Raw genomic sequence first — 21,635 nt, 5'->3', positions numbered from 1 at the left:
CTCTAGCTATTTGAAAACATGCGGGTCGAAGGCGTGACCGAGCTTTTCCGTCTTTGTCTTTAGGTAGTGTTTGTTGTCTTTGGTGATGCCGTGATCTATCGGCTTTCTTGCTACAACATCAATACCCAGTGCTTTTAGTGCGGCAAGCTTCTTAGGGTTGTTTGTCATCAACTCCACGTGCTTAACATTAAGGGTGTCTAACATGAGTTTGCAAATGTCGTAACTTCTAAGGTCCGCGTCAAAACCAAGGTGTTCGTTAGCTTCTACGGTATCCATGCCGCTATCTTGAAGGTTATAAGCGCGAATTTTGTTTAAAAGACCAATACCGCGGCCTTCTTGGCGCAAGTAAAGCAGTACACCGTGACCGTTATCTACAATATTTTGCATGGCTTTTTCTAACTGAAAGCCACAGTCGCAGCGGGTACTAAATAAAGAATCACCGGTTAAACATTCTGAATGAATACGAATAGGCACAACGTCGTCTTCTTTCCACTCTCCGTAAGAAAGGGCGACGTGCTCCTGACCACTGGCTTCAACAAAGCCGTGTATTTTAAAATCACCCATTCTTGTAGGTAATTTTGCGGTGCTGACATATTCGTACTTAGGCTGTTTGCTACTCATGTTACTTCTACACTTTGGACAGTAGGCAATAAGTGGGGATGACTTCTATTTTTGCAAGTCTACCATTTTATTATACGCGAGTTGACGCTTGTGCTATCACTTTTTTCGTAAAGGTTATATCAGGGATAGTTATCAGAGGGGCTTAAATTCCCGTAAAGGCGCGGGCTTAGCAACACCGTAGCCCTGGGCGAAATCAACGCCCATCTTGCCTAACTGTGCCATGGTGCCTTCATCTTCTACAAATTCACCAACAGTTTGCATACCCATGGCTTTGGCCACGTCGTTAATAGAGGCAACCATAGCCGTATCTACGCTATCATTTAGCATATCCTTGATAAACATACCGTCAATTTTTACCTGGCTCACGGGTAAGCTTTTAAGATAATTATACGATGAGAAGCCACTGCCAAAGTCGTCGAGGGCAAAAGAACACCCGAGACGGTTAAAGGTACGCATAAAGGCAAGAGTGACTTCCATTTTAATGATGGCTACCGACTCAATAACCTCAAAACATATTTTGTTGTGCGGGATATTAAAGGTTTCGAATGCATTGAGAATAAACAAGGTAAAATCTCTATCTGCCAGGGAGTGGCAGTTAAGATTGATGCTGCATCGTTTCAATTCTGCAAGGTGCTTAGGGTTTTCAGAGAGCCATTTGAAGGTATTTGTTACAACCCATTTATCAACACTGACATTCATCTCGAATCGCTCAGCCGTGGGTAAAAAGTTGGCAGGCTCGACAAGCTGCCCGTCTTTTTCCCTAAGACGCAGCAGAACTTCGTAGTAGTGCCCGTCGCTGGTTTTACTTAATGGTCTTAGCGATTGATAAAAAAGCTCGAAGCGACCTTCTTCTAACGCGTTGTTAATAGAGGATACCCAATCAAGTTCGCGCTGGTAGCGCTGCATACTTTCGTCATTTTTGTTGTATCTATGAACCTGATTTCTTCCTTGTTCTTTAGCGAAGTAACATGCGGCATCGGCCATACTTAAATACTGGCCCGGGTCGACATCGGTATCGTCGCATACCACCATACCTATGCTCACGCCTAAGTTGAAAATGCGGTTGTCCCACATAAAGCGATAAGCCTGCACGGCGTTAAGGATTTTTACTGCATTTAAGTAAACGGCGTCGGCATCAATACCTGAATAAATAATGCCAAACTCATCGCCACCAAGGCGGCCCAATTGCGCGTCTGAAAGCAAGGTGTTCTCAATCAAACGGGCAATATCCTTAATAAGTACATCGCCAGCTTTATGGCCGCAGGTATCGTTGACCACCTTAAACCTGTCGAGATCTAAAAACAGTAAACACAATGGTGTGTCGCTTGCGTTGACGACTTTATCTTTGAACATAGATTCAAACTGGCGTCGGTTGTAAACGCCAGTCAGCGAGTCATGAGTAGCTAAATAATGCAGGCTTAAGTCTGACTGCTTCTTTTCAGTGATATCTATGATAGAGCCGTACAAAAAGCTGCCTTCGTCATTTTCTCGAATTTGACACGAGAGAGAAAACCAAAATTCACTACCGTCGCGGCGCTTGCCTCGTATTTCTTTGCCGGTAACGTGACCTTGCTGCGAAATCTCGCCGAGTAAAATTTGCCTATCTTCTACACTGGCGTAGAACACTTTTGTGTTCTCTGCTTCGGCAAGCATTTCTTCTTCATTGTCGTAGCCAAAAACTTTACACATAGCGGGATTTACTGAAATGAGCTTTCCATCCCATGTGGATGTATAGTGCCCTTCTGCTGAGTGCCTAAATAAATCATAGAAGTGATTCAAGCTTGATATCGTTTCTGCCTGTGTTGAAAGCTGGCGTTGATTCAACACGTTTTCTTTGGTGATGACAGCAAAACCAAAACATAGAAAACCGAGTGTAAGAAAGAAGAGCATACCGATAGCAACATCGACGGTATAAACCAAATTACTGAATAAGTTCTGCGTCACTAGTGCGTAGAATGCGTAAAAGGAAAGCCAGGCGAGAATATAGGTAATGCAGACTGCACGGCTCCCTTTATCTTTAAATACGAGTGCTAGCAAAACGTGATAAAGCCCCATGCCTGCGGTTAACAGCAGAAGTGTGATAGACGCGATATAAGTATTTACAGTAAAACAGTAGGCGGTAGCCACAACGGGTACAAGATAACTTAAGGACCGCAAAGTAATGGGGATACGGGTGAAAAGATGGTGCGTTACTTTGGCAATGCACAATAACAGCATGCAAAAACAGACGGCATAGAAGTGCTCGCTGCCGTTAGTTAAGCTTGGCCAAATTGCCAATCCTCCTGCTGTTATAAACAATAGTGCCATAAGTACAAGCGACGACATGGCAAGCCAAAAGCGGGTGGCAATGCGTTGATACAGGTAGGAAAACAGGAAATAGAGCGCAATCAACGCCATGATGCCCGTTACTGCGCCAAGCAAAGTGAGCATATTGGTGTCGTGCTGTGCGAGTAAGTCTCTTTCCCACAAGGTGATTGGAAAGTACTTTAACCCTTTGTCTTTTACCGCAATCAGTAAGCGAGCGTCCTGATAGGGCTGAAGCGTAAAAGCCAGTCTTATATTAGGAAGAGGCTGCCTTAAAGAATAGTCACCTTTTCCTGCTTGATAACGATAGGACTTAATAATTCGTTCACTGCTATCAAGTAGAAATATCTGTAAATCGTCAACATTTAAGCGGTCAACATTAAGCACCAGTGGAATAGGGCTGTAGCCCGTATGAACAAGTTCGGTGGAGTACCATATACGTTCATCGGAAAAAGAGGCGTTGGCTGAAATATCTTTAGTGTTACCATGTAAAACATCAAAATATGTGGCGCTAGTGGGGGCGACAGACAAACGCGCATGGAGATTAATAATCTGGCGCTCAAAGGATTCGTTAACGGTAAGCTGACTGCTAGCCGAAACGCTGACGCTTAGCAACATCCAACTGATGAGCAATGCTGATACGTACTTAAATAGCCGGGCTATTACCACTCGTTAATTCCTTGTACCACATAGTAAGAGGATGTTTGTAAAGGCGAAATATGTATTGTTAAGCCCTCTTATCCCTCGGGTGCTTTTCTTAGAATAATACTAGTTGTAACGAAAAGCCAAACCCAACGTACAGTGATAACTCAAGTGTTATGTTTGCAAAAGGTAGTTAAAAATTGCTGATGGCGATTGCTGCACACCTATAGGTTCCAGCCATATAGCTTCACAGAGCCATTCTATACAAAGCATACACTGTAAATCTGTTTCGCTTGCACTTGCGGTTATGATGGCCTGAAACCGGTCAGCCCCCCAATCTGTCTCTAAAAGTTTGAAGTTAAAAAAAGCACAAAACTGTTCCACCCACTGTTGAGTTTTAAGAGGGGTAGCGGGTAGCGCAGTGCGAATTTCTAGGCTGCCTTCGTTAACAAGGGTATGTTGTAGCATGTCTTCTTTGGTGAGGTTTTTCATAGAAGTTATCAATTTATTGGCAGTAGTAAACCCGCTTGCTTTAAAAAGTGTATATAGTACAACACAAAAACAATAGCGTTAATTTAAGCGTATTAAGGACGGAGTATGCTAACACTTCACCATTTAAATAACTCTCGCTCGCAGCGAATTTTGTGGCTTCTTGAAGAGCTAGGCGTAGAGTACAAAATAGAATTTTATCAACGAGACAGCACTACGAACCTGGCGCCTGACTCGCTGCGGGCTGTTCATCCATTGGGGCGCTCTCCAGTGCTTACTACGCCGAACGGTGCAATTGCAGAATCTGGCGCTATTGTGGAATATTTAGTTCGTCATCACGCTACCGACGCATTTGCTGTGCCCCAAGACCCCGAAGCACTTCAACAATATTGGTTTTGGCTGCATTTCGCCGAAGGCTCACTAATGCCGCCACTAGTGGCAAACTTAGTGCTGGAGAAAGCACGTCAAAAAGGTTCGAAGCCTTTTTTTATTAAGCCAATTACTAACAAACTGATAGACGGTATTTTAAATGCCTATTATGGCCCTAATTTAGCGCAGAGCTTACGCTATGTGGAATCTTACTTATCAAAAAATACCTGGTTTGCGGGTGACGCGCCTAGTGGCGCTGATGTTCAAATGATATTTCCTCTAGAATCGCTGGTGGCCAGCGGCCGCGCTAAAGAATTTACCGCTATTCAAGGTTACGTAAAGCGCGTTCATGCCAGAGAAGCTTACAAAGCAGCGTTAGAAAAAGGTGGTGAGTACGCTTACGCTTAATGTGTTCATCCGCAAGGCGCGCCCCTTTACTCTGTGCAAACCCTGCGGCCGACTGGGAAATAAAGACCTAGTTGGCCCTGAAGCTTTTAATGGTCGCGATTGATATAGTCGTCAATAAGCTGGATAAAGGCTTCTCCATAGCGCTCCAGCTTGGTTTGGCCCACACCGCTTACCTCTAATAACGTGTTGCGTGTAGTAGGTAGCTTACACGCCATATCAACCAAAGTGGCGTCACTAAATACCACATACGGCGGCACTTCATTTTCTTCGGCCAACACTTTGCGTAGGTGCTTAAGACGGGTGAACAACGTTCGGTCGTAGTTAGCAGGCGCTTGTTTTGCTTTTTTCTTGTCGGGCTTAAATTCAAGTCGCGGAACGGCAAGCTGAACCGCCACTTCACCTTTTAGCACAGGCCGAGCGGCCTCGGTTAAGCGCAATGCGGCATGGGCGGTAATATCAACGCGTATAAGGCCTTTATGAACAAGCTGGTTGATAATGTTGTGCCAGTAGCTATCCGATTTATCTTTACCTATGCCGTACGTGGAAAGCTGGTGGTGACCTGATTCCTGAAGGCGCCTAAGTTGCTTGCCTCGCAACACATCAATGACGTACTGGCTAGAGGCTTGCTGAGAGAGCCTAAACACGCACGACAGTACTTTTTGTGCAATGACTAAACCGTCAATCATTTTAGGCGGGTCTAAGCAGATATCACAGTTGCCACAGGCGCTGTCGCTAAATTGCGAAAAATAGTTCAGCAGTACTTGCCTGCGGCAGGTCTGTGCTTCTGAAAAGGCTTCCATGGCCGCGAACTTTTGCAGCTCTATTTGGTTGCGCTCAGCTATTTCGCCTTGCTCTATCCACTGTTTTACACGGGCCGCGTCTTTTTCATCAAACAATAGTAAAGCTTCAGACTCCAGACCGTCTCGCCCCGCTCGACCGGTTTCCTGATAATAGCTTTCAACACTACGCGGAACGTCGTGGTGAACCACGTAACGCACGTTCGATTTGTTAATACCCATGCCAAAGGCAACGGTGGCCACCACAATATCAATTTTGTCGTTAAGGAACTGGCGCTGCACTAGCTCTCGCTCGTCGTTATCCATACCTGCGTGATATGCCGCGCAACGAAAGCCTTGCCTAAATAATTTAGCGTGCAGGTCATCGACTTTCGCACGACTGTTGCAGTAAATAATGCCGCTGCCCTCTTGCTGCTTTACGTAAGCAACAACTTGGTCGAAAGCTTTGTACTTGCTCATTACGCGGTAACGAATGTTGGGCCTGTCGAAGCTGCCTTTATAAACCAGCGGGTTGTTAAGGTTTAGCTGCGTCAATATGTCTGCTTGGGTGGCTGAATCTGCCGTAGCCGTTAGGCCGATGACAGGAATAGTGGGAAAACGAGACTTTATTTGACCCAAAGCGCGATAATCCTGCCTAAAATCGTGCCCCCAATGGGAAACGCAGTGGGCTTCATCAATGGCAAACAAGGCTATGTCGGCGTGGGCTAGCGATTGCTGGAAATAGTACTGCATTAAACGCTCAGGTGACACGTACAGCAAGTCGAGCTTTCCAGCTTGCAGTGCGTCATTTATGTGCGCTTGTTCGTCTGCTTCTAGCGTTGAATTGAGATAGGCAGCGTTCACACCCAATGCTTTTAGCTGCTCTACCTGATCTTGCATTAAAGAAATAAGCGGTGAAACAACAATAGCAGTGCCGGGGCGTACTAATGCAGGAATTTGGTAGCACAGCGACTTACCACCACCTGTTGGAAGCAAAACGAGTGCGTCTTTACCTTCACATACTTGGTGAATGACTTCGCCTTGACCGTCGCGAAACGCATCGTAACCAAATACATCTTTTAAGACAGTTTCTGGTGTTTTTATACGTTGCGTTTCTGGCGCTGATTCTGTTGGAGCTATTGCAGTTGTCATGACGCTGGATTTTACGCGTTTTTAGGCTCGGCTTCACGGGGCAATTCAAAAAACTAGACTAAAATGCAGCGATGACTTGCCTAATAAAGTTTAATTAGATGTGTTCGTGCATTTTTTGCGCACATTGTGTGACGGGAAGGCGATGAATTAGCGACGGCGTTGAGCCAAATAATCCATTCTAATGAGGTATTATTGGCTGGATGAATTTCCTTGCTTGTTATGTTCAGTAGTAATGTTATCGACACTGTGACAGTAAGTGGATTACACAATGCCTAATAATGAAAAACCTACGGTAAATAAAATGCTAGACCATCAAACTATGATCGATCATGTCATTGCGCTTTTTCGTGATAATATGCCGTTTAACCAGCTGCTTGGTTTGGAGTTTGTCACACAGGGTACTGGTCTGGAAACGCAGATTTCGTTGCATCTTAATTGGCAGCCCACGCTTACCGGCAATCCAATGCAAAAAATTCTACACGGTGGCGTAACAGCGACTATGCTAGACACCATCGGTGGTTTAGTTTCAATTATAGAAACCATTAAGCAAACCACAGAAGAGCAACTTGAAGACCTGCAGATAAGATTGCCCACCATGGGTACGGTTGATATGCGTGTTGACTACTTAAGGCCAGGACGAGGCAAGCGTTTTATTGCAACAGCGGTGATTATACGCAAGGGCAGTAAATTAGTGGTTTGCAGAATGGAATTACACAACGAAAAAGGCGATCATATAGCCTTTGGCACGGGTACGTATATGCTGGGATAGCAATGTCTAAATAGGTTTGCATCATTCCACAATGCCTGTTGTTACGTTGTGTAAAGGAAGTGAGCGGTATTAACGGGAGGTGTAGCATGGCAGAGCCATTACCAGATTTAATTGAAGAGATTGTTACCGAAAGTATGGGTGACGATCCGGCGACCTTGTTGGCGGCTTTAGCCGGACAAGACGAGGTATACATTGCATCTCTTTTAGAATCACTGCCTGTAGAAAAACGTTTGGTGGTATGGGAAGGCATTCCTCGCGACCGCAAGCTCGACGTACTTGTTGAGATGCGTAGCGACCCTCGTGAAATTCTAATCGACAATACGCCGCACGACGAATGGGCGTCTATTTTTGCTGATATTGATGCAGAAGACCTGTTAGAGCTACTCGACTCTTTGCCAAAACGCCTCGTCGATATGGCCTATGAATCGCTTGATTCTAAAGAACGAAAGTACTTCAGAGAAGCCACACAATTCCCTGATAACCAAATAGGGCACTGGGTTAACCACGAGCAGTTAGTGCTGCCGTCGAACGCGAAAGTACGCGAAGGGCAGCGCTTGTTAAGGCGGGATATACCTCAGCACTGTGACAGTATTTTTTTGGTGAATCGCTCAGGTCAATTTTCAGCGCTGGTTAAAATTAGCCACCTTTTCAATGCGCAAGATCACGTGTCGCTATTCGATTTGTCGGAAGAAAACGTAACGACGATCCAAGGGGCTGACGACACCATGAATGCGTCGCTACTTGTTCAACGTTCTGGGCTAGCATCGTTGCCGGTAGTTGATGAGAACAACAAATTACTTGGTCGATTAGATGTGACTTCGGCAAGTGAACTGGTAAACGAGTTTTACGAGCGCCAAGTAATGGCTTCGGCCGGTATGGACGAGGATGAAGATTTATTCTCGCCTGTAGCGAAAAGTGCGAAAAACCGGGCCCTTTGGCTTGGCATTAACTTGCTTACCGCATTTTTAGCTTCGTGGTTTATTGGATTGTTCGAAGGCACGCTGCAACAAGTGGTTGCCCTTGCGGTACTTATGCCAGTGGTGGCGAGCATGGGCGGTATTGCAGGTAGTCAAACGCTAACTCTTATTGTACGAGGGCTTGCGCTGGGGCAGGTCACGCCGGCTAACTTACGGGCGCTCATGGTGAAAGAGCTAAAGGTCGGTGGCGTTAATGGCGTTATTTGGGCCTTGGTTATCGGCGTGGTTGCTTACTTCTGGTTTACCGATGCCATGTTAGGTTTGGTTATTTGTTTGGCCATATTATTCAATATTGTCGCCGCTGCCTTAGCGGGCGTATTTGTGCCTGTCATCTTAGATAAACTAAAAATAGACCCCGCACTGTCGGGGTCGGTCATTCTGACTACCGTCACTGACATCGTAGGCTTTGTGGCATTCTTAGGTTTAGGGACACTCTTTCTTCTCTGAGACGGCTTCTTCTGAAATATTGCTCCGGCTGAAGGCCTCGTTCAGCTTAAAAGTGCCTTACACATATAAAGCCCGACTGAATGAATACATTTGGTGGGGCTTTTTCTTTGGTAGTGTCACCTTGATGTAGAACCACTATACCTGCGGTAACACGCCGCGATTACGAACATTTTATTTCTCGCTGAGTGGGTAATTATTTATGCGGGCTGGTATTACATGCGCTTTGCCGCATTGGAACGCGTTAAGGGTTGTGTATTCATCTAACCTGATAAACAATATGCGCCTTCTTACCCTGAATCTCGTTGGAGCCAGCCTTGTCTAAGCAAGCGAGTGCCGCGCAAGTCGGCGTTATTTGCGCAATTGCCGCATACAGTATGTGGGGTGTTGCGCCTGTTTACTTCAAACAGTTAATGGTATTGCCGGCGGCTGAAATCCTTATGCACAGGGTCATCTGGTCTGTGGTGCTGTTGGTTGGGTTTATTGCTGCGCTAAAGCAATGGTCAAAAGTAGGCGCAGCCTTTCGCAACAAACGGGTTATGCAGATTTTGTTCGTAGCTGGGCTGCTGCTGGGGGCAAATTGGCTTTTGTTTATTTGGGCAATTAATAACGACCATATTCTTGATGCAAGCCTAGGCTATTACATCAACCCCCTTATCAATGTATTCTTGGGGCGACTTTTCTTAGGAGAAAGATTGCGCAATTTACAGCGCGTGGCGGTAGGTCTTGCTGCTATTGGCGTGGCTATTCTTGTTTTCTCTTACGGCCACGTTCCGTGGATTGCCTTGGTGCTTGCGGGTAGTTTTAGCGTTTACGGCTTATTGCGCAAGCAAGTGGCAGTAGACTCGCTACCCGGCCTTTTCATTGAAACCTTAATGCTGTCGCCATTAGCTATTGTCTACTGGGTATTCTTTGGCTCTGAATACAGCAACTTATTTAATAACGACGCCACCCTAAATGCCCTTATTCTGGCGGCTGGCATTGTAACTACCGCGCCACTTCTTTGTTTTACCGCCGCAGCAAGGCGGATTATGTATTCAACGCTGGGCTTCTTTCAGTACATCGGCCCAACGCTAATGTTCATACTGGCGGTTTACCTTTACGGCGAGCCACTTGAAGAGTCGCGTTTGGTGACCTTTGGCTTTGTGTGGTTTGCGCTTATCTTGTTCAGCGCCGACTCACTATTTAATTACCGCAGTCAGCGTAAAGTGCAAAAGCTTGCCTCAGAGTAAGGGCTTCTGCACACAAGCTAGCGTGATGTAAGCCGGGCATCAAGCGATTACCTAAAGCGCTCGTTTAAGAACGCTATTTGCTTTTTGTGGTAGTAATGCATAGCGGGCAAGTTTTGACTTAAGCGTCAGAAAGCTTAGGGGGAGTTGATTGAGTGAAAAGCTAAAGCAAGGACCCTTGCTCTTGTTGAGGTATATCGGGCGGTTCGCATTTCACCTGGTTGCGCCCGCTATTTTTTGCAGCATAAAGCTGTTTGTCGGCTAGGCTCAAAAGCTTATCCACACGCTGAGTGTGTGCGCCACTTACCCCAATACTGCAAGTCACTTTTATGTCCGTTTTGGGAAGTTGGATAACTTCAGCTTCCACCACTTTTCTAAAATCGTCTAAGCGTTCGCATGCTTCTTTAAGCGGCGTTGCAGGCATATAAATACAAAACTCTTCGCCTCCAAATCGGGAAATGATTTCATCAGGGAAATAAAATTCAATGAGGGCCGCCATGGCTTTTAGCACAACGTCACCGGCGTCATGACCATGGGTGTCATTGATTGATTTGAAAAAGTCTAGGTCAATCAGAGCAAGGGCATGGTCTTCAGAAAGGATTTGGTGTTGCACTGTGACCATGTAGAAAAAGTGACGTCGGTTCGGTAAACCTGTCAGATAGTCGGTATTCGCCACACGGCGTATTTCTTCAACACTTTCAATATATTCCACGTTCTGCATCACGCGACACAAGAACTCTTCATGACAGTACGGTACGCGTAAGAAATCATTAGCGCCGCTTTTGATAAAGTGCGCAGACATCAACATTCCTTTACCACCCGCTATCCCCATTATGGCAAGTTGTTCTTTGGAGAAGGCCTTTCTTAGGCTTGCCACAAAATGGGTGCCTGTCATGTCTGGCAGCGTGTTGTCAGTGATGACCAGACGTACATTTTTGTGTTCAGAAAGGCAGTGCATTGCGTCGGTAGCTGTTAAACATTCAAAGGCAATAAAATTATGACGCTGAAGTAATGAAACCGTTTTTGAGCGTATAACACGATTGGTACTTACGACTACAACGCCGGTAGATTTGTTTTTTTCTAGACGGCTGATAAGGCGGTTTAGGTAATCGTAGTTTTGTGAATTTTCTTTGGGAATGTAATCGACAACATCCCGTTCAAGAACCTTGTCGCGAATAGCATTGTCTAGATTTTCCGTTGTCGCTATGGTCGGAATAAAAGATTCGACAGCAAAGTCGATAGCTTCACCTTTCGGCGCATCAGGTAAAGCATAGGCAACAATGGCGCACAAGAAGGTTTCAGGCATTTCTTGTGAAAAACGGGCCTTACCTTCGGTAAGCGAGGTTGCGCCGACGGGCGTAAGTCCCGCACGGCGGACTAATTTCGCTATAAGCTCAAGGTTGCCTTCACCATTTTCGATGATCAGCACATGTTGCTGCATACATTCCAACTTAGAGTAAGGCTACCTTGCCAATTAATGATGTTACGCTTTCTCCAGCTTTGCGTAAGCAAGTACCAGCCATTTGCTACCAAATTCGTCGAAGTTTACTTGAACGCGGCCATGCTCACCACTCCCTTCATAGTTAAGCACAATCCCTTCGCCGAATTTACGGTGCACTACGCGCTCACCTAAACTGAAGCCTGTTTCTTCAAAACTGGCGTGCGAGGTTGCTTGACTAAAGCGGTTATGTACTGGTCTTGAGATTGTTGATTTAAGCCTAACTTCTTCCACACAATCTGCTGGCATCTCGCGAATAAAGCGCGACGCCGTATGATACTTATCTTGACCATATAATCGACGACTTTCTGCGTAAGTAATATACAACTTTTGCATAGCGCGAGTCATACCAACATAGCAAAGTCTACGCTCTTCTTCCATTCGACCTGGTTCGTCGTTGGTCATCTGGCTAGGGAACATACCTTCTTCCACGCCGGCTAGGAACACCAGTGGAAACTCAAGACCTTTGGCAGTGTGGATAGTCATCATCTGCACCGCATCTTGGTCTTTATCCGCCTGAGTTTCGCCCGCTTCAAGCGAAGCGTGGGCCAAAAACGCGGCTAAAGGCGACATCTCTTCGGCTTCTTCGGGCACGATAAAGGTTTTACATGCACTGACTAGTTCTTCTAAGTTTTCTAGTCGAGCCTGGGCCTTTTCTCCGCGTTCTGCTTGGTACATGGCGTACAGACCAGATTGACGAATCGCTTTGTCGGCTTGCTGATCAAGCGGCTCATCTAACGTGGCTTGCTCAAGCTCTGTAATTAGTAATACAAAGCTTTGCATCGCGTTTAATGCACGGCCCTTAAACCCACCTTCGTTTATAAGCAACTGGCTGGCTTGCCACATAGAACAGTTATGCATGCGTGCAGTGTCGCGCACTTGCGAAAGAGTTTTCTCACCAATACCGCGGCTTGGGGTGTTTACCACGCGCTCGAAGGCAGCGTCATCGTGAGGGTGACTTACCATGCGCATATAGCCAAGGGCATCTTTTATTTCTTGGCGTTCGAAGAAGCGCAAACCGCCGTAAATGCGATACGCCAGCCCTTCGTGTAGCAAGGCTTCTTCCAGTACTCGAGACTGGGCGTTGTTCCTGTAAAGAATGGCAGTGTCGCTAAGGGCGTTGCCTTGGTTTAGCCAGTCTTTGATTTTAGACACGATAAAGCGCGCTTCATCTAGCTCGTTGAAGCCCGCATAAACAGAAATCAGCTCACCTTGCGCATCTTCCGTCCACAACTCTTTGCCTAAACGGCCTGTATTATTGTCGATAACCGTATTCGCTGCTTTTAGAATGTTCCCGGTAGAACGGTAATTCTGCTCAAGGCGAATAGTGGTAGGCTCATTAAAGTCTTTTAGAAAATGCTGAATATTATCTACGTTTGCGCCTCGCCAGCCGTAAATAGACTGGTCGTCGTCGCCAACAATCATAATATTGTTATTGTCGCCGCTACACAGCATGCGAAGCCATGCATATTGGATATTGTTGGTATCTTGGAACTCGTCAACTAACACAGCACGGAAACGGCGTTGATAGTGCGCCAACACTTCAGGATTCTTTGCCCATAACTCATGAGCGCGTAGCAATAGTTCGGCAAAATCAACCAAGCCTGAGCGGTCGCAGGCGTCCTGATATGCCGCATAGACTTCACGCATGGTCTTTTGGATATGATCGCCGTGAGTCTCGATGTGCTGAGGGCGCAGGCCTTCGTCTTTATTGCCGTTTATGTACCACTGAATTTGACGAGGGGCCCAATGCTTTTCGTCCAGGTTCATGGCCTTCAGAATACGGCGAATGAGTCGATACTGATCGTCAGAATCAATGATCTGAAAGTTTTCAGGCAAATTAGCTTCAGCGTGATGCGCGCGTAATAGGCGGTGTGCAAGCCCGTGGAAGGTACCAATCCACATGTTGTGTAGGCTGCGACCCATCAACGACTCAATACGGCCGCGCATCTCTTTGGCGGCTTTATTTGTAAACGTCACTGCCAAAATAGAAAAAGGGGCGATGTTTTCGACTTCCATCAACCACGCGATGCGATGCACTAATACGCGGGTTTTACCACTACCAGCGCCAGCTAATACTAGGGCATTTGATAATGGGGCTGCTACTGCTTCACGCTGTTTGTCGTTAAGCTCGTCTAGCAGTCGAGATACATCCATAGTGTGGTACCTGTTAGTTGATAGTGTTGTACATTCAGCAGCGGGCTATTATGCCATCTGACTGTTAATTTATACAGTCCAGTTTTTCAGCCCTTTTCGTTAAATAAGAACGCAGTTATTTGCCAAGTTAAGCTTTGTGTTTATGCGAGTCTCTTAATGAAAGAAACGGACGCTTTAACCGTTCTAATTGAGTAGTGACAGAGCCTAGTGTGGTCGACGTAAGGCTCAAAGGTACACAAATGAAAGATACAGTTATTAGCTATAACGAATTAATACGATAAATTGATCGAATTATGCGCTTGGCAGGTATCACATCGGTATTGCATCACGCCAAACTCGGGTAAACTTTCTGCTCTCTTAATTCGGCTACCTCTGCGCTTTCTTACAGGGCGAGTGTTAGCAAAAGAGTTAAGCCATTTTAGGCAAGTTAAAAAAAGCACACGGCCCCAACTTTTTAACGACATACATTGGCACAAAAACAGCTAATTAACAGCACACTAACGGGACATGCTCATGACCGCACTTTCTACGCCCATCGATTTCTGGTCGACGCTCAAACAAGAAGCGCAAATTGTTGCTGACAACGAACCATTGCTATCTAGCTATGTGCACGCCAGTGTTCTTGCTCATCATAATTTCGAATCGTCGCTAAGCTTTATTCTGTCAAACAAAATGGCAGATGACGTGATGCCTGCGATTGCTATACGTGAGGTGTTCGACGAAGCCTACTTGTTAGAGCCTGGCATTAGCGAGGCAGCCATTGCTGACATAATGGCGATTAATGCGCGAGATGCCGCAGTGAACGACTACCTTACTCCTTTACTGCACTTTAAAGGTTTCCACGCCGTTCAGGTGCATAGAATGGCGCACTACCTTTGGGTTCACGGGCGCCACCAGTTAGCCTTATTTTTGCAAAGCCGCAACTCGGCAAGTTTTGGTGTAGATATACATCCTGCTGCACGAATTGGTAAGGGCGTTATGTTCGATCACGCGACTGGTATTGTGGTGGGTGAGACAGCGGTAGTAGAAGATAATGTTTCTATTCTTCAAAGTGTCACCCTTGGCGGTACGGGTAATGAGTCGGGCGACCGTCACCCTAAAATTCGCCAGGGTGTGTTAATTGGCGCAGGTGCCAAGATCCTAGGAAATATCGAAATAGGCGAAGGCTCAAAAGTCGGCGCAGGTAGCGTTGTATTAAATAGCGTACCAGCCCACGTTACCGTGGTGGGCGTTCCAGCAAAGGTGGTTGGGAGACCGGTTTGTCAAAGCCCTTGTGAATCCATGCGCCAAAACGTCCTAGAAGATAACTAAAATATGGGGTCAGAGTACATTTCCCCTTTTACACTTCGTAAAAGTTTAAAGTACTCTGACCCCGTTATTCATGACCCCATTATTCATAGGAAGTGGGTTAACTCTTTGAGGTTGTCTAGTGCTACGTGAGGCAATACGCTTACAGGTTCGTTGGCTAGCGTCATGGGTCTGTTACAGGCAAACCATGCAGCTTGGAAGCCAGCGTTAATTGCACCTTGGACGTCCTTTATGATGTTATCGCCTACGTGAAGAATATGTTTCGGTGCAATTTGTAAACGTGCTGCGGCTTCATCAAACATATCGCGGGCTGGTTTCATCGGCCGTGTTGTACTGGCGTGAAGAATAGATTCAAAATAACCTTCAATGCCTATTTTTTCTGCGTTTACATTGCCGTTAGTAATGCCGATAAGCGGTAATTTACTACTAATTGTTTTAAGTGCTGCGTGTACCTCATCAGCCAATTTAAAGTCGCTTCTAGCGTCGTAAAAGCAGTTAAAGCAAGCTTCTACCGCATCACTAAGTTCGCCGGTGTTGGTCACATCTGTTTTTAACGTTTCGGGAGCCGTATTCGATAGTGCTGCGGTTAGCACTACACGGCGAAGCTGCCCCATGTCAGAGGCTAAGCGCGGGTCCTTTTTTATGGCAGCTCGCTTTAGTGCTGACCAGTCGTTTGGGGAGAGCGCGGCGGCTGACTTGTGGTGTTTTGCAATATGCGCTTGAAGCGCTTCTTCGGCCCGTCGAATAATAGGTTCGTTATTGTAAAGGGTGTCGTCAAGGTCAAAGGTCATCGCCTCGACTTTGTTAATAGACCTGAAAAACTGCATGGTGAAACCTTAGGTTAGTATTACTTTTTGCGTGCCCGCGGATGAGCCGCATCATAAACGTTGGCGAGATGCTGGAAGTCGAGGTGAGTATAAACTTGTGTTGTCGATAAGTTAGCGTGACCTAACAGCTCTTGAACCGCACGCAAATCGCCACTAGATTCTAATACGTGAGTAGCGAAAGAATGGCGCAGTTTGTGGGGGCTTACTTTCTGCGATAGCGATTGATCTTTAGCCATCTTGTCCAAGCGATTGGCGACCTGCCTGTTTGATATTCGGGTTTTGCGCTTACTCACAAAGACCGCACTTTCGTAAGGCGATGCGTAGGCAGGGCGCACTTTTAACCAGGCATTTAGCGCTTTTTGCGCATGTCGGCCTAATGGGAGTATCCGTTGCTTACTTCCTTTACCCATGACCTTCACCGTACCGTCTTTTAGACAGTCGGCTAAATTAAGCCCAGTAAGTTCGCTTAAGCGTAGGCCACAGCCATATAGCAGTTCAAACATAGCTACATCCCTTAACTGCATGCCTTCATCATCGTCACTGCTTTGAGGCGACGCATTAAGTAACTGCTGCATCTCATCTACGCTAAGCTGCTTAGGTAATGGCTTTCCCTGTTTAGGAGCTTGAATGCCCTCAACAGGGTTGCTGAATAGCTGCTGGTGGTCAATAAGGTACTGACAGAAGGTTCTAAGTGCTGACAGTCTAAGTGCAATACTGCGCGCGCTGTGCCCAGACATTTTGGCATCAGCCATAACGCGCTTAATATCACTGGGCGTGAGCCCTGACCATTCGTAAATCCCAAGGAGCTTAGCCACTTCGGTTAGCTGGCGCTGGTAATTTTTGATGGTGTGAGGAGATAGCCCACGCTCCACCTGAAGATGAAGCAGAAACTTATCTAGCCATTGCTGGCAGGGTTCGCTGATTAAGGCGTCCGTAGACACTTCACCTAATATCCCATCATTTCAGGCAAGATAATATTAAGCACTTGCTGAAGTTGCTGAAGCAAAAGGGTATCCATGTCTGGAGTAAAGTGGCTGGCATCGCTGCTGCTGATGCCCAAAATGCCTAACTCTCGGTTATCACCAAGCAACATTAGCGCTACAGATTCTGCAGAGCTTTCGCCGAAAAGAAGTTGACGTTCGTGCTGTGACAAACGGCCAAAAAAGAAGTTGGTATTCTTAAAGCGCTTCTCTGTGAACAAACGTTGTTGCAGCTCAGGAATAGCGTGGGGGCCTTTAAAGCTTTTTATTACAGCAGAGGACAACTGCAAACGCTCTTGTAATATATCTTCCAACGTAAACTGCACTTCGGCAACACTTTCGCAGCGTAGTAGCTGCACGTTTAAGTCGGTATAAACGCGATATATTTTTTCGTTCTGCTTAGCGATGGTAACTAGCTGATTCAGTTTGAAGTTAAGCTGTCTGACCTTTTGTCTTAACTGGTCACTTTGAATTTCAACAAGTGAAACACTGCCTTTGTGTTCGTGGGGAAGCTTAATTTTTTCGAGAAGGTCGGCATGCTCGGCAAAGAACTCAGGATTTTGTAGTAAGAACGCGCGCACATCAGCACTCGACAATTCCGTCGTGTCGTTAAATGGCTCAATTAATTGCGTGGCGTTAGATTGCCCAGATACTTCACTCATAAATTTATATGTCCGTCATATACGTGTTCGGCAGGTCCTGTCATTTTTAACACGTTATCTGGGCCAGGCCAGCGTATACGTAAACTGCCTCCGGGCAAGTCTACCCGTACATCTTTACTCAATTTACCCTGTATTTGACCAATTGCAACTGCTGCACATGCACCGCTGCCGCAGGCCAAGGTTTCACCTGAACCACGCTCAAATACGCGAAGTTTGATATAAGACTCGTTAATTATCTGCATAAAGCCCACGTTTACGCCTTCGGGAAAGCGTTCGTGCTTTTCAACAAGCGGACCAATTTCGGCTACATTGGCCGTATCAACGTCGTCAACTTCCATAACGCAATGGGGGTTGCCCATTGACGCTGATCCGATAAACAAGGTGCGTTCGCCCACACGCAGAATATAGGTATTCTCTTGCTTGTTGGCTGTAAGTGGAATATTCGCAGGCTCAAACTCCGGTTTGCCCATGTTAACGGTCACTTGGCCGTCTTTCTCCAAATAAAGCACCATCTTACCTGCTTTGGTGCTCACCACTATCTTATTGCGGTTAATCAGGCCTTTTTGCTTAACAAAGCGCGCAAAACAACGAGCGCCATTGCCGCATTGCTCTACTTCTGAGCCGTCAGCATTGAAGATGCGATAGTGGAAGTCTTGTTCAGGGTCGTATGGTGGTTCTACCATCAACAGCTGGTCGAAGCCAATGCCGAAGTTTCGGTTAGCTAATTGCTGAATTTTTTCTTTAGAGAAAAAGACGTTTTGAGTAACGTTATCAATAACCATGAAATCGTTACCCAAGCCGTGCATTTTAGAAAATTGAACCTGCATTAAACGCGCATCTATCTTGTTAGTTTGTCTCTAGTTTACGGAAGTTTGTGCTCACCTTGCCAGAGATCTTTTTGTTTTTCTCTTTCGCGAACCACAATTGCTTTGTCTCCGTCTACCATAATCTCGGCTGGACGGCAGCGGCTGTTGTAGTTTGACGCCATCACAAAACCATAGGCTCCGGCGCTGCGAACTGCAAGTAAGTCGGTAGGCTCAATGGCTAATTCTCGGTCTTTACCTATAAAGTCACCGGTTTCACAGACAGGTCCTACAACGTCATAGGTGCGAGGCGTTGCCGTGCTTCCTTCTTTCACAGGAATAATATTTTGCCACGCTGAGTAAAGCGCAGGGCGCAATAAATCGTTCATTGCAGCATCGACAATCGCAAAGCTCTTCTCTTCACCTTCTTTGATAAATTCAACTTCGGTGACCAGGATTCCAGCGTTAGCTGCAATAGCTCGACCAGGTTCAAGGATTAACTTAAGGTTTTCACGGCCTACCATTTTTTCAGCCATGGCTTGTGCGTAGGCTTTAGGATGAGGCGGTTGCTCGTCGTTATAAGTTACGCCAAGACCACCACCTACATCTAAGTGCTCAATATTAATGTTGCGCTCAGCCAGTTCATCAATAAGCAGAAGCAGACGCTCTAGCGCATCTACAAACGGACCAATTTCAGTGAGCTGCGAGCCAATATGGCAGTCCATACCAACCACATTTAGGTTAGGCAGGGAGGCGGCTAATTCATAGGTAGCAATCGCGCGTTCTCGGGCAATACCAAATTTATTCGCTTTCAACCCTGTAGAAATATAAGGGTGAGTTTTGGCATCTACATCGGGGTTTATGCGCAGTGAAATAGGGGCTTTCACGCCCATCTCGCCCGCAACCTGGTTAATTCGATGAAGCTCTGGCTCTGATTCTACGTTGAAACACATGATGCCTTGCTCTAGCGCATAGCGAATTTCGTCGTGTTTTTTACCTACGCCTGAAAATACCACTTTGCTAGCATCGCCACCGGCTTCGATTACACGGGCCAGTTCACCTGCTGAAACGATGTCAAAGCCTGAACCTAATTTGGCTAGAACACTTAACACACCGATATTTGAGTTCGCTTTTACGGCGTAACAAACAAGGTGAGGGTGTTCACCAATAGCATCATTAAAGGCGTGCCAATGGCGCTCTAACGTAGCGCGAGAATAAATATATACCGGCGTTCCGTGCTGGGCTGTAATATCAGAAACAGACACTTGTTCAGCATGCAGCTGACCTTGGCTGTAGGCGAAAAAATCCACTAGTTCAGCTCTCCAGAAGTAGTTGCGGGGGATGGGGTGTTGGCGCTTGATGAAGCCTCAGCTTCTGCATTTTTAGAAGACGCTGGTTCAGCAGATGTGTTTTGTGCAGGCGCCTCAGGAATGTAGAGCGCCCCTTTGTACCCACAGCCACACAATGCTGAGAGTGTTAGCAAGAAAACAACAGACTTTTTAAGCACGAAAAATCCCGCAAAGAATACGACAAATGCCGCTATCATCGCATTGCGGTGTTAAATTGCAAGAGCCAATAATCGTTCTTGTGTTTTATCACCGTAATGAACGTTTTTCCAAAGTGTGTCGCATAGGCTCTTGGTATCAGAAAAGTCTTTATTTTTGAGCCAGTCGATGAGTATGTTTGGATTGTCAGGAAAGGCTATCGCTTCGTTTTCGGGCGCCTCAAGCCATTCTTCTACAATATCGGTGTCGAGTTGAAAAAGGGTCTGGCATAAATCCAGTTTATTCAGGGTTAGTACGTTGGACAGCTGCTCGAACTGGCCATGTAAGGGCTTAATGAGCAGTTTTTTTCCTAACTGAAGTGCTTCACTTGATAGCTCAAAGCCGCCATTAGCAATTACACCACTAGCGTGCTGAAGCGCTTTTTGAAAATGCTTTTTGGACGTGGGGTGCCAATGAATGTGGCCCACTTCTTTTGCTTCATCAATATTAGGATGGAAACACTCAAATACTTGATCGCTTAGCGGCTCAAGCATCTGTTGAATATCTTCGATATCTTCAAACGGCAGGTAAACTAAAACATGGCCATTACCTGAAGACGTTATTGGCTTTTCAGCAACGAAAGGCGGGATGATAGGCTGATTGAAATGATACCAATGCACGCCTAGCTGTAAATCGGTAGGCGCAAACATTTTCATGAGCACGGTATCAAATATGGTATTCCCGCTTTTCGGCACATTATAAGCAAACGCCGCTTGGTGGCTGATAGAAATAGACGGTAAGCCTTGCTTTTTTGCTGCCCACGCCGTTACCGGTTCAAAGTCGTTAACCAGCAAATCGTAATCGCGAGTATCGAATGCTTTAATATCTTTATTTAGCTGACGAATGTTGGCTTCTTTCACCGTAGACCATTTGTCTACTCGTCCGCTTTTCGTAATGAAACTAAGTCCTTTATATGTTCGGTATCCTCCGAACACTTCCATATCAAAATATTTTTCAGGGGCGCGGCCGGTAAAAACAAAGTCAACACTAATGTCATCCCGCTGCGCTAGTGCGGCGGCCATGATTCGTGCTCGGGCAATATGCCCATTTCCGGTGCCTTGCACACCATACAATAATTTCATACTACCCCAGAATTGAAATACTTAGTGTCGCGATAGTTACGCCTAGCAGTGATCCTGCGACCACATCAGAAGGATAATGTACACCTAATAACACTCGTGATAGCCCGATAAGCGCCGCCCAACTGTAAGCAAGTAAGGCAAATGGCGGGTAATAGTGCGCCACGATACAAGCCATTAATGTTGCGGCCGCAGTGTGGCCTGAGGGAAGTGAAAACTTATCCGACGGCGTGACATGTGCTGTTAAATTCATTAGAAAATCGCAAGGGCGCGGGCGCTTGAACATTTTCTTAAGCAGCACATAGATGGGTAATTCCAGCGCATATGCCATCAGCGCCGTATAGAGGAAAAGCTCACCGTGTTCAGGCTCAAACGCCCAAAGCAACATGCCAATGACGAAGTATAAATAGCCGTCACCTGTTTTTGATAGCCACACAATACTTCGGCAGTCTCTTTTTTGCGTCAGTTTGTAGAGGCGATAAAATAAGTCAGTGTCGTACTTGGTCAAGGATTTCATTAACATTGCCTTGTCCCCTATCGATTAATTACTGCACAGGCTAAAGTGCGTCTGTGAACAGTGGGTGACGGAAAAAAGAA

The 21,635-nt window shown here is 46.1% G+C and carries 19 protein-coding genes; 5 read left to right on the top strand and 14 right to left on the bottom strand.

Annotated features, from left to right (window positions below; genetic code table 11):
- Positions 1-6: 6 nt before the first annotated feature.
- The 3 genes from ribA to ACXAER_RS09115 form a co-directional block, all read right to left on the bottom strand.
- Positions 7-621, bottom strand: a complete 615-nt coding sequence (gene ribA, locus ACXAER_RS09125) for a GTP cyclohydrolase II (protein ID WP_014947836.1) — start codon at positions 619-621, stop codon at positions 7-9.
- Positions 622-753: 132 nt separating this feature from the next.
- Positions 754-3,543: an EAL domain-containing protein gene (locus tag ACXAER_RS09120; protein WP_474830547.1), complete on the bottom strand. Its 2,790-nt coding sequence runs from the start codon at positions 3,541-3,543 to the stop codon at positions 754-756.
- Between the two features lie 198 nt (positions 3,544-3,741).
- On the bottom strand, positions 3,742-4,059 hold the full coding sequence (locus ACXAER_RS09115; RefSeq protein WP_474828556.1) for a hypothetical protein: 318 nt from the start codon (positions 4,057-4,059) through the stop codon (positions 3,742-3,744).
- A gap of 105 nt (positions 4,060-4,164) precedes the next feature.
- On the opposite strand from ACXAER_RS09115, the gene ACXAER_RS09110 reads away from it, so the two are divergent.
- A complete protein-coding gene (locus ACXAER_RS09110) occupies positions 4,165-4,833 on the top strand; it encodes a glutathione S-transferase (RefSeq protein ID WP_474828554.1) in 669 nt (222 codons plus the stop codon).
- Positions 4,834-4,919: 86 nt separating this feature from the next.
- On the opposite strand, the gene recQ is transcribed toward ACXAER_RS09110, so the two are convergent.
- On the bottom strand, positions 4,920-6,761 hold the full coding sequence (recQ, locus tag ACXAER_RS09105) for a DNA helicase RecQ (RefSeq protein ID WP_474828552.1): 1,842 nt from the start codon (positions 6,759-6,761) through the stop codon (positions 4,920-4,922).
- Between the two features lie 268 nt (positions 6,762-7,029).
- Here recQ and ACXAER_RS09100 point away from each other — a divergent pair, with 268 nt between their 5' ends.
- From ACXAER_RS09100 to rarD, 3 genes are all read left to right on the top strand, one after another.
- Positions 7,030-7,530 (top strand): thioesterase family protein, encoded by a 501-nt coding sequence (locus ACXAER_RS09100; protein WP_474828550.1) that lies wholly within the window; start codon positions 7,030-7,032, stop codon positions 7,528-7,530.
- An 86-nt stretch (positions 7,531-7,616) separates the two neighbouring features.
- A complete protein-coding gene (locus ACXAER_RS09095; RefSeq protein ID WP_474828548.1) occupies positions 7,617-8,954 on the top strand; it encodes a magnesium transporter in 1,338 nt (445 codons plus the stop codon).
- Between the two features lie 314 nt (positions 8,955-9,268).
- Positions 9,269-10,183, top strand: coding sequence for an EamA family transporter RarD (rarD, locus tag ACXAER_RS09090; RefSeq protein ID WP_474828546.1), 915 nt, complete (start codon positions 9,269-9,271; stop codon positions 10,181-10,183).
- A gap of 160 nt (positions 10,184-10,343) precedes the next feature.
- On the opposite strand, the gene ACXAER_RS09085 is transcribed toward rarD, so the two are convergent.
- Both ACXAER_RS09085 and uvrD read right to left on the bottom strand, forming a co-directional pair.
- Positions 10,344-11,621: a GGDEF domain-containing response regulator gene (locus ACXAER_RS09085; RefSeq protein ID WP_474828544.1), complete on the bottom strand. Its 1,278-nt coding sequence runs from the start codon at positions 11,619-11,621 to the stop codon at positions 10,344-10,346.
- Positions 11,622-11,663: 42 nt separating this feature from the next.
- The gene (uvrD, locus tag ACXAER_RS09080; RefSeq protein WP_118490711.1) at positions 11,664-13,835 is read right to left on the bottom strand and encodes a DNA helicase II; all 2,172 of its coding nucleotides are present in this window, start codon (positions 13,833-13,835) and stop codon (positions 11,664-11,666) included.
- A gap of 513 nt (positions 13,836-14,348) precedes the next feature.
- On the opposite strand from uvrD, the gene cysE reads away from it, so the two are divergent.
- Positions 14,349-15,146, top strand: coding sequence for a serine O-acetyltransferase (gene cysE, locus ACXAER_RS09075; protein ID WP_474828541.1), 798 nt, complete (start codon positions 14,349-14,351; stop codon positions 15,144-15,146).
- Positions 15,147-15,229: 83 nt separating this feature from the next.
- On the opposite strand, the gene ACXAER_RS09070 is transcribed toward cysE, so the two are convergent.
- From ACXAER_RS09070 to ACXAER_RS09035, 8 genes are read right to left on the bottom strand one after another with little or no spacing between them, the layout of a single operon-like run.
- Positions 15,230-15,970, bottom strand: a complete 741-nt coding sequence (locus ACXAER_RS09070; protein ID WP_474828539.1) for an HAD-IA family hydrolase — start codon at positions 15,968-15,970, stop codon at positions 15,230-15,232.
- A gap of 20 nt (positions 15,971-15,990) precedes the next feature.
- Positions 15,991-16,911 (bottom strand): tyrosine recombinase XerC, encoded by a 921-nt coding sequence (xerC, locus tag ACXAER_RS09065; RefSeq protein ID WP_474828537.1) that lies wholly within the window; start codon positions 16,909-16,911, stop codon positions 15,991-15,993.
- 5 nt (positions 16,912-16,916) lie between these two features.
- Positions 16,917-17,612, bottom strand: coding sequence for a DUF484 family protein (locus ACXAER_RS09060; RefSeq protein ID WP_474828535.1), 696 nt, complete (start codon positions 17,610-17,612; stop codon positions 16,917-16,919).
- Complete coding sequence (dapF, locus tag ACXAER_RS09055; protein WP_474828533.1) at positions 17,609-18,439, bottom strand: diaminopimelate epimerase; 831 nt, start codon at positions 18,437-18,439, stop codon at positions 17,609-17,611. The genes ACXAER_RS09060 and dapF overlap by 4 nt, the downstream gene beginning before the upstream one ends.
- Positions 18,440-18,474: 35 nt before the next feature.
- A complete protein-coding gene (gene lysA, locus ACXAER_RS09050; protein ID WP_474828531.1) occupies positions 18,475-19,725 on the bottom strand; it encodes a diaminopimelate decarboxylase in 1,251 nt (416 codons plus the stop codon).
- Positions 19,725-19,922 carry an LPS translocon maturation chaperone LptM gene (gene lptM / locus ACXAER_RS09045; protein WP_474828529.1) on the bottom strand — a complete coding sequence of 66 codons (198 nt, stop codon included), beginning with the start codon at positions 19,920-19,922 and terminating at the stop codon, positions 19,725-19,727. Before lptM ends, lysA begins: the two co-directional genes overlap by 1 nt.
- A gap of 51 nt (positions 19,923-19,973) precedes the next feature.
- Positions 19,974-21,041 carry an MJ1255/VC2487 family glycosyltransferase gene (locus tag ACXAER_RS09040; RefSeq protein ID WP_474828527.1) on the bottom strand — a complete coding sequence of 356 codons (1,068 nt, stop codon included), beginning with the start codon at positions 21,039-21,041 and terminating at the stop codon, positions 19,974-19,976.
- A 1-nt stretch (position 21,042) separates the two neighbouring features.
- Positions 21,043-21,555 (bottom strand): phosphatase PAP2 family protein, encoded by a 513-nt coding sequence (locus ACXAER_RS09035; RefSeq protein WP_167483156.1) that lies wholly within the window; start codon positions 21,553-21,555, stop codon positions 21,043-21,045.
- Positions 21,556-21,635 lie beyond the last annotated feature (80 nt).

Source organism: Alteromonas sp. AWJ4_199 (assembly GCF_056159165.1).
This window is presented reverse-complemented; position numbering and strand designations above follow the sequence as displayed.